At 73.5% G+C, this 14,493-nt stretch carries 17 protein-coding genes; 6 read left to right on the top strand and 11 right to left on the bottom strand.

Annotation, left to right across the window (positions count from 1 at the left end; genetic code table 11):
• The first annotated feature begins 26 nt into the window (after nucleotides 1-26).
• From AB0I67_RS17485 to AB0I67_RS17470, 4 genes are all read left to right on the top strand, one after another.
• The gene (locus AB0I67_RS17485) at nucleotides 27-1,190 is read left to right on the top strand and encodes a winged helix DNA-binding domain-containing protein (RefSeq protein ID WP_357924210.1); all 1,164 of its coding nucleotides are present in this window, start codon (nucleotides 27-29) and stop codon (nucleotides 1,188-1,190) included.
• Nucleotides 1,191-1,883: a TetR/AcrR family transcriptional regulator C-terminal domain-containing protein gene (locus tag AB0I67_RS17480; RefSeq protein WP_357924208.1), complete on the top strand. Its 693-nt coding sequence runs from the start codon at nucleotides 1,191-1,193 to the stop codon at nucleotides 1,881-1,883.
• Between the two features lie 84 nt (nucleotides 1,884-1,967).
• Nucleotides 1,968-2,942, top strand: a complete 975-nt coding sequence (locus tag AB0I67_RS17475) for an NAD(P)-dependent alcohol dehydrogenase (protein ID WP_357924206.1) — start codon at nucleotides 1,968-1,970, stop codon at nucleotides 2,940-2,942.
• Nucleotides 2,939-3,625, top strand: coding sequence for an NAD(P)H-binding protein (locus tag AB0I67_RS17470; RefSeq protein ID WP_357924205.1), 687 nt, complete (start codon nucleotides 2,939-2,941; stop codon nucleotides 3,623-3,625). Before AB0I67_RS17475 ends, AB0I67_RS17470 begins: the two co-directional genes overlap by 4 nt.
• Nucleotides 3,626-3,637: 12 nt before the next feature.
• Here AB0I67_RS17470 and AB0I67_RS17465 read toward each other — a convergent pair whose 3' ends face one another.
• The 6 genes from AB0I67_RS17465 to uraD are packed head-to-tail and all read right to left on the bottom strand — an operon-like array spanning nucleotide 3,638 to nucleotide 7,981.
• On the bottom strand, nucleotides 3,638-5,041 hold the full coding sequence (locus AB0I67_RS17465) for an 8-oxoguanine deaminase (protein WP_357924203.1): 1,404 nt from the start codon (nucleotides 5,039-5,041) through the stop codon (nucleotides 3,638-3,640).
• Nucleotides 5,038-5,508: a (2Fe-2S)-binding protein gene (locus AB0I67_RS17460; RefSeq protein WP_357924201.1), complete on the bottom strand. Its 471-nt coding sequence runs from the start codon at nucleotides 5,506-5,508 to the stop codon at nucleotides 5,038-5,040. Before AB0I67_RS17460 ends, AB0I67_RS17465 begins: the two co-directional genes overlap by 4 nt.
• Entirely contained in the window at nucleotides 5,505-6,362 is an 858-nt protein-coding gene (locus tag AB0I67_RS17455; RefSeq protein WP_357924199.1) for an FAD binding domain-containing protein, read from the bottom strand. The genes AB0I67_RS17460 and AB0I67_RS17455 overlap by 4 nt, the downstream gene beginning before the upstream one ends.
• Before the next feature lie 5 nt (nucleotides 6,363-6,367).
• Nucleotides 6,368-7,231, bottom strand: coding sequence for a factor-independent urate hydroxylase (gene pucL / locus AB0I67_RS17450; RefSeq protein WP_357924197.1), 864 nt, complete (start codon nucleotides 7,229-7,231; stop codon nucleotides 6,368-6,370).
• A gap of 1 nt (nucleotide 7,232) precedes the next feature.
• A complete protein-coding gene (locus AB0I67_RS17445) occupies nucleotides 7,233-7,523 on the bottom strand; it encodes a hydroxyisourate hydrolase (protein WP_357924195.1) in 291 nt (96 codons plus the stop codon).
• Nucleotides 7,520-7,981, bottom strand: a complete 462-nt coding sequence (gene uraD, locus AB0I67_RS17440; protein WP_357924193.1) for a 2-oxo-4-hydroxy-4-carboxy-5-ureidoimidazoline decarboxylase — start codon at nucleotides 7,979-7,981, stop codon at nucleotides 7,520-7,522. Before uraD ends, AB0I67_RS17445 begins: the two co-directional genes overlap by 4 nt.
• A 143-nt stretch (nucleotides 7,982-8,124) precedes the next feature.
• Between uraD and AB0I67_RS17435 the strand changes: the two genes are divergently transcribed.
• Both AB0I67_RS17435 and AB0I67_RS17430 read left to right on the top strand, forming a co-directional pair.
• Nucleotides 8,125-8,694, top strand: coding sequence for a DUF6624 domain-containing protein (locus AB0I67_RS17435; protein WP_357924191.1), 570 nt, complete (start codon nucleotides 8,125-8,127; stop codon nucleotides 8,692-8,694).
• 32 nt (nucleotides 8,695-8,726) lie between these two features.
• Nucleotides 8,727-9,578: a deoxyribonuclease IV gene (locus AB0I67_RS17430; protein WP_357924189.1), complete on the top strand. Its 852-nt coding sequence runs from the start codon at nucleotides 8,727-8,729 to the stop codon at nucleotides 9,576-9,578.
• A 267-nt stretch (nucleotides 9,579-9,845) separates the two neighbouring features.
• Here the strand turns inward: AB0I67_RS17430 and AB0I67_RS17425 are convergent, their stop codons facing one another.
• The 5 genes from AB0I67_RS17425 to AB0I67_RS17405 all read right to left on the bottom strand — a co-directional run bounded on the left by AB0I67_RS17425 (nucleotide 9,846) and on the right by AB0I67_RS17405 (nucleotide 14,371).
• Complete coding sequence (locus AB0I67_RS17425) at nucleotides 9,846-11,390, bottom strand: cation acetate symporter (RefSeq protein ID WP_357924188.1); 1,545 nt, start codon at nucleotides 11,388-11,390, stop codon at nucleotides 9,846-9,848.
• The gene (locus AB0I67_RS17420; protein ID WP_357924186.1) at nucleotides 11,387-11,680 is read right to left on the bottom strand and encodes a hypothetical protein; all 294 of its coding nucleotides are present in this window, start codon (nucleotides 11,678-11,680) and stop codon (nucleotides 11,387-11,389) included. Before AB0I67_RS17420 ends, AB0I67_RS17425 begins: the two co-directional genes overlap by 4 nt.
• Nucleotides 11,677-12,420 (bottom strand): LytTR family DNA-binding domain-containing protein, encoded by a 744-nt coding sequence (locus tag AB0I67_RS17415; RefSeq protein WP_357924184.1) that lies wholly within the window; start codon nucleotides 12,418-12,420, stop codon nucleotides 11,677-11,679. The genes AB0I67_RS17420 and AB0I67_RS17415 overlap by 4 nt, the downstream gene beginning before the upstream one ends.
• A 66-nt stretch (nucleotides 12,421-12,486) precedes the next feature.
• Nucleotides 12,487-13,635: a histidine kinase gene (locus AB0I67_RS17410; RefSeq protein ID WP_357924183.1), complete on the bottom strand. Its 1,149-nt coding sequence runs from the start codon at nucleotides 13,633-13,635 to the stop codon at nucleotides 12,487-12,489.
• Nucleotides 13,636-13,762: 127 nt separating this feature from the next.
• A complete protein-coding gene (locus AB0I67_RS17405; protein WP_357924181.1) occupies nucleotides 13,763-14,371 on the bottom strand; it encodes a sulfite oxidase-like oxidoreductase in 609 nt (202 codons plus the stop codon).
• Nucleotides 14,372-14,493: the final 122 nt, after the last annotated feature.

The following is a 14,493-nucleotide window of genomic DNA, read 5'->3' as shown; positions in this document are numbered from 1 at the left end:
AGTTGTGCCATGGTCCAATCGGGCTTGTGAACCAGGCACGCACCATCAACGCGGCCGAGCGCCGCGCCCGGCTCGGGGTCCGGCACGCGCTGGCCGCCCGGGTGGACTCCGTGGCCGCGGCGGCCGAGGCGGTCGTGGCGTTGCACGCCACCGATCCGGCGACCGTCTACCTGTCGGCGGGGGCGCGCGTCACCGCGCCGGCCCTGGAGCGGCTGGAGCGCGAGCTCTACGACGGGTCGCTGGTGCGGCTGCACGGCATGCGGCGCACGGTGTTCGTCGTGCCGGCCGAGCTGGCGCCGGTCGTGCACGTCTCCTCGACCGCGGCGATCGCGGCGCGCGAGCGCAAGCAGTTGCTCAAGCACCTGGCCGAGGGCGGGCTGACGTGGAGCGAGGCCGAGCTCGCCGACGTCGAGGCGTCGGTGGTGAAGCTGGTCGAGGAGCACGGCGAGATCAGCGTCAACCGGCTGGGGGTGCTGGAGCCGCGGCTGCGCGAGCAGCTCGTCTTCTTCCCCGGCAAGCCGTACGAAGCCCGCCAGGCCATCGCCTCGCGGCTGATCACGCTGCTGGGCATGGAGCACCGGATCGTACGGCGGAGCCGTACCTCGGGCACCTGGATCAGCGGGCAGCACAACTGGGCGCCCGCGCCCGCCGTCCCCGAGCTGGACCCGAGGGCCGCGCAGGCCGAGCTGGTGCGCCGGTGGCTGGCCGCCTTCGGCCCGGGCACCGAGGCGGACGTGAAGTGGTGGACCGGCTGGACGGCCGGCGACACCCGCAAGGCGCTGGCCGCGGCCGGCGCGGTGGCGGTGGAGCTGGCGGAGGGCACGGGGTACGTGCTGCCCGAGGACGTGGAGCCGGTCGCCGAGCCCGAGCCGTGGGCGGCGCTGTTGCCGGCGCTCGACCCGGCGCCGATGGGCTGGCGGCAGCGCGGCTTCTACCTGCCGGAGGAGCACAGGGCCCCGCTGTTCGACCGCAGCGGGAACATCGGCCCGACGGTCTGGTGGAACGGGCGTATCGTCGGTGGCTGGGCGAGCCGGCCGGACGGCGAGATCGGCTGGCGGCTGCTGGAGGACGTGGGCGGCGAGGCGGAGGCGGCGATCGGGCGCGAGGCGGCGGCCCTGGGCGAGTGGCTCGGCGGCGCGAAGGTCACCCCGCGCTTCCGCACCCCGCTGGAGAAGGAGTTGGCGCGGTAGATGTGGATCGAGGACGAGACTGACGAGCGGCCGCGCATCCCACTGAGCAGGCGGCGCGTGCTGCGGACGGCGGTCGCGCTGGCCGACGCGGCGGGGGTCGAGTCGCTGACCATGCGGCGGCTGGCGCAGGAGCTCGGCGTCGAGCCGATGTCGCTCTACCACCACGTGGCCAACAAGGAGGCGATCCTCGACGGCATCGTCGAGGTGGTCGTCGGCGAGATCCTGGAGGCGGCCGGCGCCGTCGAGGGGCCCGATCCGGCGGCCGACTGGCGGGGGGCGCTGCGGGAGCGGATCCTGGCCGCGCGCCAGGTGCTGCTGAAGCACCGCTGGGCGCCCGCGGTGATCCAGACCCGTACCGCGATCGCCGAGCCGACCATCGCCTACTTCGACGGCGTGCTCGGCATCCTGCGAGCGGGCGGGTTCTCCTGGGATCTGGCGCACCACGCGCTGCACGCGCTGGGCAGCCGGGCGATGGGTTTCGCCCAGGAGCTGTTCGAGCCGGACGAGCCGGGCGACACCGACGAGGAACTGATGGCGCAGATGGGACAGCGCTACCAGAACCTGGCGGGCATGCTCGCGGCTATCGCGCACGACGACCCGGACACCACGCTGAGCTGGTGCGACGACCAGGCGGAGTTCGAGTTCGGGCTCGATCTGCTGCTCGACGGGCTGGAGCGGCGCCGGCTCGCCTGAGAACTCTCTCAGCACCACCCCTTGACTTCCTTACGGCGTATGGCAGCCTTACGAGGTATGGGAACCTTACAGAGTACGACGCGTATGAAGGGCTGGGTCTGGGATCGCTACGGCTCGCCCGACGTGGTGGAGCTCCAGGACGTCCCGGCGCCCGAGCCCGGCCCCGGCGAGGTGCTCGTGCGGGTGCACGCCGCCTCGGTCAACCCCTACGACTGGCGGCACGTCCGCGCCGACCCGATGATCGTCCGCGGCGTCGCCGGCCTGCGGCGGCCCAAGCCGGGCTCGATCCTCGGCGCCGACCTGGCCGGCGTGGTCGAGCGGACCGGCGCCGGGGTCACCGCCTTCCAGCCGGGCGACGAGGTCTTCGGCGTGGTGAAGCTTGGGGCCTTCGCCGAGTACGCCCGCGTCCCGGACAGCGTGCTGGCGCACAAGCCCGCCGCGCTCTCCTTCGAGGAGGCCGCGGCCATGCCGATGGCCGGCCTGACCGCGCTGGCCGCGCTGCAGGGGCTGCGCGCCGGGCAGCGGGTCCTGGTCAACGGCGCGGCGGGCGGCATCGGCACCTTCGCGGTGCAGCTCGCCCGGGCCTTCGGCGCGCAGGTCACCGCGGTGTGCAGCACGCGCAACGCCGCGCTGGTCCGCTCGCTCGGCGCCGAGCAGGTCGTGGACTACACCCGCGAGGACTTCACCCGCCTGGGTGAGCGCTACGACCTGCTGATCGACCTGATCGGCAACCAGCCGCTGCGGCGGATGCGCCGCGTGCTCGCCCCGCGCGGCACGCTCGCCCTGGTCGGCGGGATGGCCGGCGGCGGTCGGGTGCTCGGACCGCTCGGCCAGTTCGCCCGCGCCGCCGTGCTCGACCGCCTGGTCGGCCAGCGGCTCACCAGCGTCTCCTGGCAGCCGTCCGGCGAGAGCCTGCGCCGGCTGGCCGCCCTCGTCGAGGCGGGCCGCGTCCGGCCCGTGCTCGACCGCACCTATCCGTTCGCCGAGGTCCGGGAAGCACTGCGGCACGTGGAGAGCCGCCGGGCCCGCGGCAAAGTCGTCATCGGGGGAATCGCATGAAGGTCTGCATCGTCGGAGCCTCGGGCAAGCTGGGGCGCTACATGATCGAGCACTGCCTGGCGCGGGGCTACGAGGTGGTCGGGGTCTGCCGGGAGAAGAGCGTGCCCAAGCTCGACCGCTTCGCCGGGCGCATCACCGTCGTGCCGGGGCCGACCGACTCGCGCGAGGTCATCGCCCGGGCGGTGGCCGGCTGCGACGCCGTCCTCACCGTGCTCGTGCCGTGGGGCGTCAAGCGGTACTCCAGCGGCACCGCCCAGGCCGTGCTCGACCACGCCGAGCCGGACGCCCGGCTGATCTTCTCCTGCGGCTGGCACATCACCCGCGACGGCCTCGACGTCTACACCCGGCGCTTCCGCGCCTTCGTCAAGCTGTTCACCTGGCTGGCGCGCGGCATCCGGCTGGCCGAGATCGACGACCAGGTGGAGGCCTGCCGGCGGATCTTCGCCAGCGACCGCCGCTGGACCGTGGTGCGCGGCAGCGACCTGGAGGAGGGCGAGAGCCAGGGGCTGCCGGTGTGGAGCCGGCACATCGGCGACCCGGTCCTGGCCAGCAACCTGACCCGCCGGGTGGACTTCGCGCTGTTCATGGTGGCCGCGGCCACCGACGACTCGCTGGTGCGGGAGGCGCCGGCCATCGTCGGCTGCCGGACGCCGTCGGCGCTGGCCCACGCCGCCGCCCGCTGAGTCCGCGGCGGCTCAGCCATGGACCTCCGTGCGCACGGTGAAGCCCTGCTCCCGGGCCCGGGCGAGCAGCCGGTCGCGGGCGGCCACCCCGGCGCGCCCCACCTCGTCCTGGGACGCGGTGCGCAGCTCGCCGTCCTCGACCACCGTGCGCCCGCCGACCAGCAGGCGGGCCAGCGGTGGCTGCGGGCCGAAGACCAGGGCGCAGACCGGGTCGGCCACCGCCGAGGTGAACGGCCCGTCCACCCGCCACAGCGCGATGTCGGCCAGCTTGCCGGGCTCCAGGGTGCCGAGCTCGTCCTGGCGGCCGAGGTTGCGCGCCCCGCCCAGGGTGCCGAGTTCGAGCGCCTGGCGCGCGCTCAGCGCGGCGGGCCCGTACCGCGCCCGCTGCATCAGCAGCGCCTGGCGCATCTCCCCGGCCAGCGGGGTCAGCTCGGAGGAGGCGCTGCCGTCCACGCCCAGGCCGACGTTCGCGCCCTGCCGCAGCATCTCCGCCACCCGGGCGATGCCCGCGCCGAGCCGGCCGTTGGAGGAGGGGCAGTGCGCCGAGCCGGTGCCGGTGGCGGCGAAGCGGGCGATGTCCTCGTCGCTGAGGTGCACGCTGTGCGCGAACCACACGTCCGGGCCGAGCCAGCCGAGCTCGGCCATGTAGTCCACCGGCCGCAGCCCGAACTGCTTCAGGCAGTGCTCGTCCTCGTCCACCGTCTCGGCCAGGTGGGTGTGCAGCCGCACCCCGGCGGCCCTGGCCAGGGCGGCGGCCTCGGTCATCAACTCGCGGCTGACGGTGAACGGCGAGCAGGGCCCGACCGCCACGCGCAGCATCGAGGAGAAGGACGGGTCGTGGTAGGCGTCGATCGCCTCCTGGGTGGCGGCGAGGGCCTCGTCCATGGTCTCGACCACGATGTCCGGCGGCAGGCCGCCCTTGGACCGGCCGCGGTCCATGGAGCCGCGGGCCGGGTGGAAGCGCAGGCCGAGCTCGCGGGCCGCCTCGACCTCGGCGGCGAACAGCTCGCCCCGGCCCTTGGGGAACAGGTAGTGGTGGTCGCTGGTCAGCGTGCAGCCGGACAACGCCAGCCAGCCGAGCGCGGCCCGGGCCGCGCCGTGCACGACCTCCGCGTCCATGGCCGCCCACACCTGGTAGAGCGCGCTCAGCCACTCGAAGAGGGTGGCGTCCTGGGCCAGGCCCTGGGTGGCCCACTGGTAGAGGTGGTGGTGGGTGTTGACCAGGCCGGGCGTGGCCAGGCAGCCGCGCCCGTCGATCCGCCCGTCGATCCGGGTGGCGCTCCCGTCCGCGGCCAGCTCGGACATGGGGCCGAGCGCGGCGATCCGGTCGCCCTCGATGCGGAGGTAGCCGCGCTCGATCTCGGGGCCGGCGACCGGCGCGATGTGGACGTTCTCGATGATCACCTGCGTGGTCACAGAGCGGCCTTCCGCCGGGCGGCCAGCCGTACCGCGTCGAGGATCTTCTCGTAGCCGGTGCACCGGCACAGGTTGCCCGCCAGCGCCTCGCGGATCTCCGCGTCGGACGGCTCGGGCACCCGGGCCAGCAGGTCGTGCGCCTGCACCACCAGGCCGGGCGTGCAGAAGCCGCACTGGACGGCCCCGCACTCCACGAACGCCTCCTGCACCGGGTCGAGCCGCTCGGGCCCGGCCAGGCCCTCGACCGTGCGGACCTCGCGGCCCTCGACCTGCCCCGCGGCGACCAGGCAGGCGCACACCGGCGTGCCGTCCAGGTAGACCGTGCACGAGCCGCACTCGCCCTGCTCGCAGGCGTTCTTGGAGCCGGGCAGCCCGACCCGCTCGCGCAGCACGAACAGCAGGCTCTCCCCCGCCCAGACGTCGTCGACCGCCTCGGGACGGCCGTTGACCGTGAAGTTCACTCTCATGCCGCTCGTGCCTTCCGGTAGTCGTTCCAGGCCCAGGTCAGCGTCCGCCTGGCCAGCACCGCCAGCGCGTGCGTGCGGTAGCCGGCGGTGCCGCGCACGTCGTCGATCGGCGAGGCGGCCGCGGCGGCCAGCTCGCCGAAGCGGCGCAGCACGCCGGGGTCGAGCCTGGCCTCCCAGTCGAGCTCGGCGGCCAGGAACTCCTCCGCCTCCAGCGCCCGCCGCGGCGTCGGCGCCGCCGAGCCGATCCCGGTGCCCACCCGGCGCTCCGCCGGGTGCAGGGCCAGGGCGAAGGAGCAGACCGCGATGACCATCGCGTTGCGGGTGCCGACCTTGGAGAAGTACTGCGGGCCGGCCGCCGGGCGGATCCACACCGCGCGGATGAGCTCGTCGGGCCGCAGCGCGCTGCGTTTGACCCCGAGGTAGAACTCGCTCGCCGGGATCATCCGGGTCCCGGCGGCGGAGGCCACCTCGACCGTCGCGCCGGCCGCCAGCAGCGGCGGGTGGCTGTCCCCGGCGGGCGAGGCCGCCCCCAGGTTGCCGCCGACCGTCCCGCGGTTGCGGATCTGCGGGGAGCCGACCGTCCGTGCCGCCTGGGCCAGGCCCGGCAGCTCGCCGCCGAGCTCGTCGATGATCCGCGCGTACGGCACGCCGGCCCCGATCCGGTAGGCGCCCTCGACCAGCTCCCAGGCGGCCAGCTCGGCCACCCCGGTCAGGTCGAGCAGCGCCGCCGGCCGGCGCACGTCGAAGTTGAGCTCCACCATCACGTCCGTGCCGCCCTGCAGCGGCAGCGCGTCAGGCCGCTCGGCCTTGGCGGTCAGGGCCTCGGCCCAGGTGGTGGGGCGAAGGAAGTCCATAGGGTTCACTCCCAGGCGAAAGCGGCGTCAGGGGCGTCCTCGCGCAGCACCGCGCCCTCGATCAGCCCGTAGGGCCGGTCCGCGGCGTAGAACACCTCGTTGTCGTTGTCGAGGCCGAACGGGGCGAGATCGACGGCGAAGTGGTGCTTGTTCGGCATCTGGAACCTGATCTCGCAGACCTCCGGCCGGCTCTCCAGCACCCGCGCGCCCATGGCGTAGAGCGTCTGCTGCAGCGAGCGGCTGTGCGTCCCGGCGAAGGCCTCCAGCAGGCACTCGCGGACCGCCTCGTAGGACTTGGCGTAGTCGGCCGGCTCGGCGGAGGCGTGCCGCCACTGCGCGGTGACCGCCGTGGCCAGGATCCGGTCGGTGGTCGGCGCGAGCGTGGTGTACTCGTCGACCAGGTAGCCGTGGAACTCCGAGCCGGTGGAGTTGAGCACCACCAGGTCCTTCAGCCCGGAGACCACGCTGGTGCGGCCGTCGCGGTCGTGGTGAACCACGCAGGTGCGTACCTCCGTGCCGGCGCGCACGAAGGAGTGCTCGCCGCGGCGTTGCCAGGCGTACTCCTCGACGGCGACGCGGGCGTGGTGGATCGTCGGCCGGCCTTCGGTGAAGTGCCGGGCCAGCAGGAGCGCGAACTCCTCGATCTGCCCCACGCCGTGCCGTTTGGCGAAGGCGTAGACGGTGTTCTTCTGCGTGTCGGTCGGCAGCACGGCGGCGTTGTCGCCGGTCAGGTGGACCTCGGTCATCTCCCCGGCGAGGGAGGTGCTGACGTTGAGGTCCTTCAGGTGATGCAGGGAGCCGTCCCTGGTCACCCGCACCAGCCGGGTCTCGGCCTTGCCGTACCGGTTGGGACCGAGGATTAACCTCACGCTAGCTCCCTCTGTAGGTCGAGTAGGCGAACGGGCTCAGCAGCAGGGGGATGTGGTAGTGCCCGGCCGGGTCGTCGATGACGAAGGTGATCGCGACCTCGGGGTAGAAGGTGAACGGCAGGTCGGTGAAGACCACGCGGTGCACGCCCGCGCCCGGCTGCCAGCCCGAGACCCGCCCGTCGGCGTCGGTGCGGCCCTCGCCGACCACCGCGCCCTCGTGTTCGAGCCGGACCGCCACCCCGGCGGCGGGCCGGCCGGTGGCCGCGTTGAGCACGTGCGAGGAGAAGCTCATCCGGCCAGCCGTTCCGCCCGCAGCCGGGCGATCCTGGCGAGTTCCGCCCGGACCACCTCGTGCTCGCGCTCCTCGTCGTTGGCCAGCCGCGTGCGCAGCCGGGCCAGCAGTTCCTCGCCGCTCAGCCCGCTGGCGCAGACCAGGTAGACGTGGCCGAAGCGCTCCTCGTAGGCCCGGTTGCCCTCGGCCAGCGCCGCGCGCGTGCTCTCCTGCACGCCGGACTGCTCGTCCCGCGACCAGGCGGCCTCGCGGCCCTCCCCCTGCGGCCGCTCACCGATGCGCGGGTGGGCCGACAGGGCCTGGAGCACCTCGTCCCACTCCAGGGCGAGCGCGGCCTTCTCGGCGGCGTCGCCCAGCTCCGCGGCGTCGCGGTAGGGGCTCCCGGCGGCCACGGCCCGGGCGAAGGACGGCGCGAAACAGCAGCTCAGCAGCTCCGCGTCGGTCGGCTCGATCGGCATGCCAGCAGTACACACAGGGGTGACCTGCCCGGTCCAGCATCGAGAACTCCGAAACGCCGTGCCCCTTGACCAGAGCCTTTCGTGGCATGCTCCAAGATTGCCGAAGGGTGGACTTCGCCCCGGTCCGCCGGGTGGGATGAGGCATGCGCATTCTGCCCCTCTGCCTCCTCGCGCTGCTGCTGGCGCTGACCGCCTGCGGCGGCGAGGAAGAACTTCCCCCGCCCAGCAACCCGCAGCTTCGCGCCGAGCTGTTGAGGCTGCTGGACAAGGACCAGAAGCAACGCACCGACACCGCCTCGCCCGAGCAGTTCGACCGGGTGGAGAAGGAGAACACCGCCCGCCTGGAGCAGATCCTCGACCAGTACGGCTGGCCCGGCTGGAAGCTGGTCGGCAAGGACGGCTCCAGCGCCGCCTGGGCCCTCGCTCAGCACGCCGACCAGCGCCTCGACGTGCAGAAGCGGGCCCTGGCCCTGCTCAAGACCGCCGTCGAGCAGGGCGACGCCAGCAAGGGCGACCTGGCCTACCTGACCGACCGCGTGCGCGTCGCCGAACGCAAGCCCCAGGTGTACGGCACGCAGATCGAGCTGGGCCCCGACGGCGCGCCCCGCCCCCAGATCGGCCTGGAGAACGAGGCCGAGGTGGACAAGCGCCGCGCCGAGGCGGGTCTCAAGCCGCTCAAGGAGTACTACGCGGAGTTCAAGTCCGGCGGCTGAGCAGGTCCCGGCCCGCCTAAACTGAGGCCATCATGACTTCGAAATCCCTGATCGGCGGGCATGTCTCCGTCGCCGGCGGCCTGGCGACGGGCGGCCTGACCTACATGGCCGACATCGGCGCCGAGATGATGCAGGTCTTCGTCACCAACCCGCGCGCCTGGGCGCTCACCGCCGGCAAGCCGGAGGAGGACGCCAAGCTCGCCGAGTCGGGCGTGGAGAGCTTCATCCACATCCCCTACCTGGTCAACTTCGGCTCGCCCAATCCCGAGACGCTGGCCAGCTCCATCGCCCTGACCCGCTACACGCTGCAGCGCGGCGTCGAGACCGGCGCGAAGGGGGTGGTCGTGCACACCGGCTCGGCCGTCACCCAGACGCGGGAGGAGGCGATGCGCCAGTTGCACGAGCACCTGCTGCCGCTGCTGGAGGAGATCCCCGAGGACGGGCCCGACCTGCTGCTGGAGCCGATGGCCGGGCAGGGCGCGATGCTCTGCGCGACCGTCCAGGACCTGGAGCCCTACCTGGCGGCGCTCGACTGGCACCCGAAGGCCGGGGTCTGCTTCGACACCTGCCACGCCTTCGCCGCCGGGCACGACCTGGCCGCGCCCGGCGGGGTCGGCGAGACGCTGGAGGCCCTGCACCAGGTGGCTCCCGGGCGGCTCAAGCTGATCCACGCCAACGACTCCAAGGACGTCTGCGGCTCCAAGAAGGACCGGCACGAGAAGATCGGCCAGGGGCACATCGGGGTGGAGCCGTTCGCCGAGCTCCTGCGCCACCCGCTGGCCGCCGGGGTCTCGCTGTGCATCGAGGTGCCGGGCAAGGCCGAGGACTACCGCAACGACATCGCGCTGCTGAAGTCGCTGCGCGACGGGACCCCCGCCGCCTGATCGAGCACCGGTGAGTCCGCCGCTGGGGAGGGATGCCCGCGCACACGATCCGGCCGCCCCCGTCTGGCCGGATCGTGGTTCCTTCCGCGGCCCGGCGGGCATCCCTCCCTCGGCGCGGCCGGCGGACCCCACCCCCCGGTCGCGGGTCCGACAGCCGTGGTGACCTGCCGGTCACCGTGAATCCGACGCACAGGGCCTCGAAAGAAGAGCCTTGCGGCTCCGTACCCCCCCTGCTGCGACGGTGTGGCTCTCACCGATGCGTAGACCCTACGGGCGCGATCTTGGTCTCGAAACCCGCTTTCCCCACAGCTCGACCAACGGTCTGTAGTCATCGACATACGGAGAGTGTCCAAGCGACGAGCGGCCTCCCCGCAGCGACGAGCGGTCATCCGGCTGGTGCATGCGAACCAGCGACACCTCCGCGTCGCCCGGCACCCGACCCGGCGTGACCAGGGAAATCACGACCATGACCGCGAACGAGAGCGGCACCGCGACGGCCACGGGACAGGCGGTCGCGAGCCCCGCGTTCAAGCCCACCGCCCCGGCCCCGACCAGCAGGACGGTGGCTCCGCCGCCGGCCACGAACCCCGCCGCGACGCCCACGTCGGTGAGCCGCCGCCACCAGATCCCGAGCACCAGCAGCGGGCAGAAGGTGGCCGCCGACAGGCTGAAGCCCACCAGCACGAGCACCACCGAACTGCCCGGGCTGGTGGCCGCGGTGACCAGCAGGGCCAGCACCGTCACCCCGCCCACCGCGGCGCGGAAGGAGCCCACGCCGGGCGCGGCCACGCAGGAGGAGACCGCTCCGGCGACCGCGGCCAGCACGCCGCAGGAGGTGGCCAGGAAGGCCGCGAACGCCGCGGCGGCCAGCAGTCCGGTCAGGACGTCACCGACCGGCCCCGGCGCCATGACGGACGGCAGCAGCAACACGATCCCGTCGGCTCCGGCCGCCTCGGGCGGCACATGCGCCCGGCCGAGGATGCCGTAGAGCGGCGGCAGCAGCAGGAACCCGCCGAGCAGCACCTGGGCCGCCACGATGGAGCGCCGCGCCGCCCGCCCGTGCGGGGCCGTGTACACGCGGGCCACCACCTGCGGCAGCCCCATCGTGCCGAGCGCGCAGGCCAGCAGGATGGTCACGATCCCGGGCAGCGCGGGATCGTCCGGCGCCACGAACCCGGTGAACCGGTACGGCCTCGGCCGCGGCGCGATCCACCAGGTGCACCACAACACCACGGCACAGCCGGCGAACAGCACGAACTTGAGCCAGAACTGCCCGGACTGCACCCGGGTCACGCTCCCCATGCCCCCGGCCAGCGCGACCACCACAGCCGGCCCGGCCACCAGCGCCCACCCGCCCCACGCCGGCAGCCCCATGAGCAGCCCCACCATGACCGCGGCGGCGTGGAACTGCGCGACCAGGTAAACCACGCCCACCGCCAGCACCAGGCAGGTGGTCACCCGCCGGAGCGCGGGCGAGCCCAGCCGCCACTGGGCGAAGTCCGGCACGGTGAAGGTGCCCGAGCGGCGCAACGGAGCCACCACCAGGGCCAGCAGCACCACGAAACCGGCCGCCGCGCCGATCGGGTACCAGAACATCTGCGGCCCGTGCGTGGCGATCAGTCCCGCCACGCCCAGGCAGGTCGCCGCCGAGGTGGACTCCGAGCTGATCGCGGCCCCGTTGCGCCAGGTGGGCACGGCGCGGGCGGCGAGGTAGAACTGCTCGACGCCGGTGGGCCGCCGCGGCCTGACCACCCCGAGCAGCAGGGCGAGCACGAGGACGGAGCCGATCCCGGCCCAGGTGGCGACCGTCATCGTTCGAGGCGTTCCGCCCGCCTCACCTGGGCGACGGCCAGCACGATCCAGGCCAGGTGGGCGCCGGCCGACACCAGCAGCCAGGTCCAGGGGCCGGTGGCGCCCGCCGTCAGGGCAGGCAGTGCGGCCAGCGTCGCGGCGACCAGGGCGGTCGTCGCCAGCCCGGTGCGAAGCTGGCGGCGGCGTAAGGCGGTGGCCGCGGCCTGCCGTACCGGATCGGGATCGGGTACGGCGAAGCAGCAGGTCAGGGCCGGCGGCCGGCGCTCGACCGCGACCCGGCGGCCGCTCACGTGGCCAGCCCGGCGCGGAACTGGTGCACGAGTTGCTCGCGCACCTGGCGGGTGTGCCGGCGGCTGACCGGGAGCGTCTCGGTGCCGACCAGGAGCAGGACCCGGCCCTGCTCGAAGCGGAGCTCGCTGACGTGCCGGGCCGAGACCAGCGTGCTGCGGTGCACGCGGATGAAGCCGGCGTCGGCCCAGCGCCGCTCCAGCGCGGCCAGCGACATGCGGACCAGGTAGCTGCCGTCGACGGTGTGCAGGCGCACGTAGTCGCCCTTGGCCTCGGCGAAGTGCACGGCCTGCTGGGGGACGAAGCGGATGCGCCCGCCGAGCTCGACCGGGATGACGTCGTCGGGCCCCTGCTCCTGGTGCTGGACGGTGGCCTCCTCCAGCCGCCGGACCGCCTCGGCCAGGCGCTCGGCGCGCACCGGTTTCAGCAGGTAGTCCACCGCGCGCAACTCGAAGGCCTGGACCGCGCAGTCGTCGTGCGCGGTGACGAAGACCAGGCGGGGCGGGTCGGGGAAGCCGCCGACCAGCCGGGCCAGGTCGAGCCCGTCGATGCCGGGCATCCGGATGTCGAGGAAGACGGCGTCGAGGCGCTCCCCCGCACCGATCATCTGGACCATGTCCTGGAGGGCGCTGACCCCGTCGGAGGCGGTGACGACCTGCTCCACCCGCGGGTCACGGCGCAGGAGGTAGGCGAGTTCCTCGAGGGCCGGCACCTCGTCGTCGACGGCGAGCACGCGCAGCATGGCTACCAACCTGCCGCAAGAAGACCCAGGTCACAAGCGACACGCCTGCTCTGGGTAAAGAATTGACTACAAAGAGCTATGCCGGGTCTTGGGCACGCGCAGCTTGATCTTGGTTCCGGCACCTGGCGCGGTCTCGACCGCGAGGCCGTAGGCGGGGCCGTAGATCTGGCGCAGACGTACGTCCACGTTGGCCAGCCCGATGCCGGTTCGGCCGTCGGCGCCCTCCTGGGCGGCCAGGCCGTCGAGCAGGCGGCGGGCCCGCTCGGGCTCCATGCCCACGCCGTCGTCCTCGACGCTGATGTGCGCCTCGGGACCGGCGTCGCGCACGACCACCCGGACCGAGCCGCCGCGAGTGGTGCCCAGGCTCTCGCCGAGGCCGTGCTTGATGGCGTTCTCCACCAGGGGCTGCAGGCACAGGAAGGGCACCGGCACCGGCAGCGCCTCGGGGGCGACCTGCACGCTGAAGCGCAGCCGGTCGCCGAAGCGGGCGCGCTCCAGCAGCAGGTAGCGGTCGACGCAGGTCAGCTCGTCGGCCAGGGTGGTGAAGTCGCGGGTGCGGCGCAGGGCGTAGCGGGCGAAGTCGGCGAAGTCGAGCAGCAGGTCGCGGGCGCGCACCGGGTCGGTCCTGACGAAGGACGCGATCGTGGTCAGCGCGTTGTAGATGAAGTGCGGGGAGATCTCCGCGCGCAGCGCCCGCATCTCGGCCTCGGTGGCGCGGCGGCGGGAGGCGTCGAGCTCGGCCAGTTCGAGCTGGCCGCCGATCCAGCCGGCCACCTCGACCGCGGCGCGGACCAGCGCCCCGCCGGCCTCGGCGTCGCTGACGGCCAGGGCGCCGACCACGGTGCCCTCCACGCTCAGCGGGACGGCGACCGTGGCGCCGCTCACGTGCGGGCGGCCGGAGAGCATGGCCGGGCGGGCGCGTTCCAGCAGGTCCTCGCCGCAGGGGCCGTCGGTGGCCAGCACCGCCTCGGTCGAGACCAGCGCGACCGCGTCGGCGCCGAGCAGCCGGCGCACGTGCCGCACGGACCTGCGCGCGCCGTCGCGGGTGAGCCCGCCCCGCAGGTACGGCCCGGCCAGCGCGGCGGTGTGCAGCACCGCGAAGGCGGCCTCCCCCGGCCAGGACCCGGCGGGCGGCGGGGAGGGCCTGCGCCGGGCGGCGAGCAGGCCGGCCAGGAAGGTGAGCGCCGGCAGCGCCACCCACACCATGGTCGCCATGCGGGCCACGGTAACCAATCACCCACCGTGTTCGCCCGAAAACACCGAGTCTCTACACCGGCCGCTTCGCCCGGGTTCCTCCCCACTCCCTACACCGGCGGCCCTTCTCCAGGTTCATCCCGGCTCCCTACACCGGCGGCCCTTCTCCTGGTTCCTCCTGGTAGGAGTAACGCTGCTCCCGCCAGGGGTCGGCGATGTTGTGGTACCCGCGCTCCTCCCAGAACCCCCGCCGATCCTCGGCCAGGTACTCCACGGCCCGCACCCATTTCACGCTCTTCCACGCGTACAGGTGCGGCACCACGATGCGCAGCGGATACCCCCGATCGGGCGAGAGCGGCTTGCCCTCGAACTCGGTGGCGAACAGGGTGCCCTCCCCGGTGAAGTCGGCCAGCCGCAGATTGGCGCTGTAGCCGTACTCCGCCCAGATCATCACGTGCCGCACCTCGGGCGCGGGCGGCGCCATCTCCATGATCTGGGCCGGGCTGACCCCGCCCCACTCGTTGCCCATGAGCGAGAACTTGGTGACGCAATGGAAGTCGGCCAGCACGCTGGTGCGGGGCAGGCGCTCGAACTCGGGCCAGGTCAGGCAGTGCTCCTGTCCGGAGGCGGTGGCGCCGAAGACCCGGAAGTCCCACCGCTCCGCCCTGAACTCCGGAACCCGCCCGTAGTGGATCACTGGGCGGCCACGAGGGATGTACTGCCCCGGGGGCAGGCGGGACTCACTCACCCTCGCCATCCTGCCACCGGAGGGGTTCGCGATCATCATCGGGGCTGCGTTATAGTGACTGCCCTATGCACACCACTTTCCTGTTTTGGTATGGCGACGGACCCTTGAGGACCGCTCGCCACGTGGTGGTG

Origin of the sequence: Nonomuraea sp. NPDC050310 (genome assembly GCF_040655795.1) — a bacterium.
Classification (GTDB): Bacteria; Actinomycetota; Actinomycetes; order Streptosporangiales; family Streptosporangiaceae; genus Nonomuraea.
Note: the sequence above shows the minus strand (reverse complement) of the source record. Positions and strands in the feature narration are given on the sequence as shown.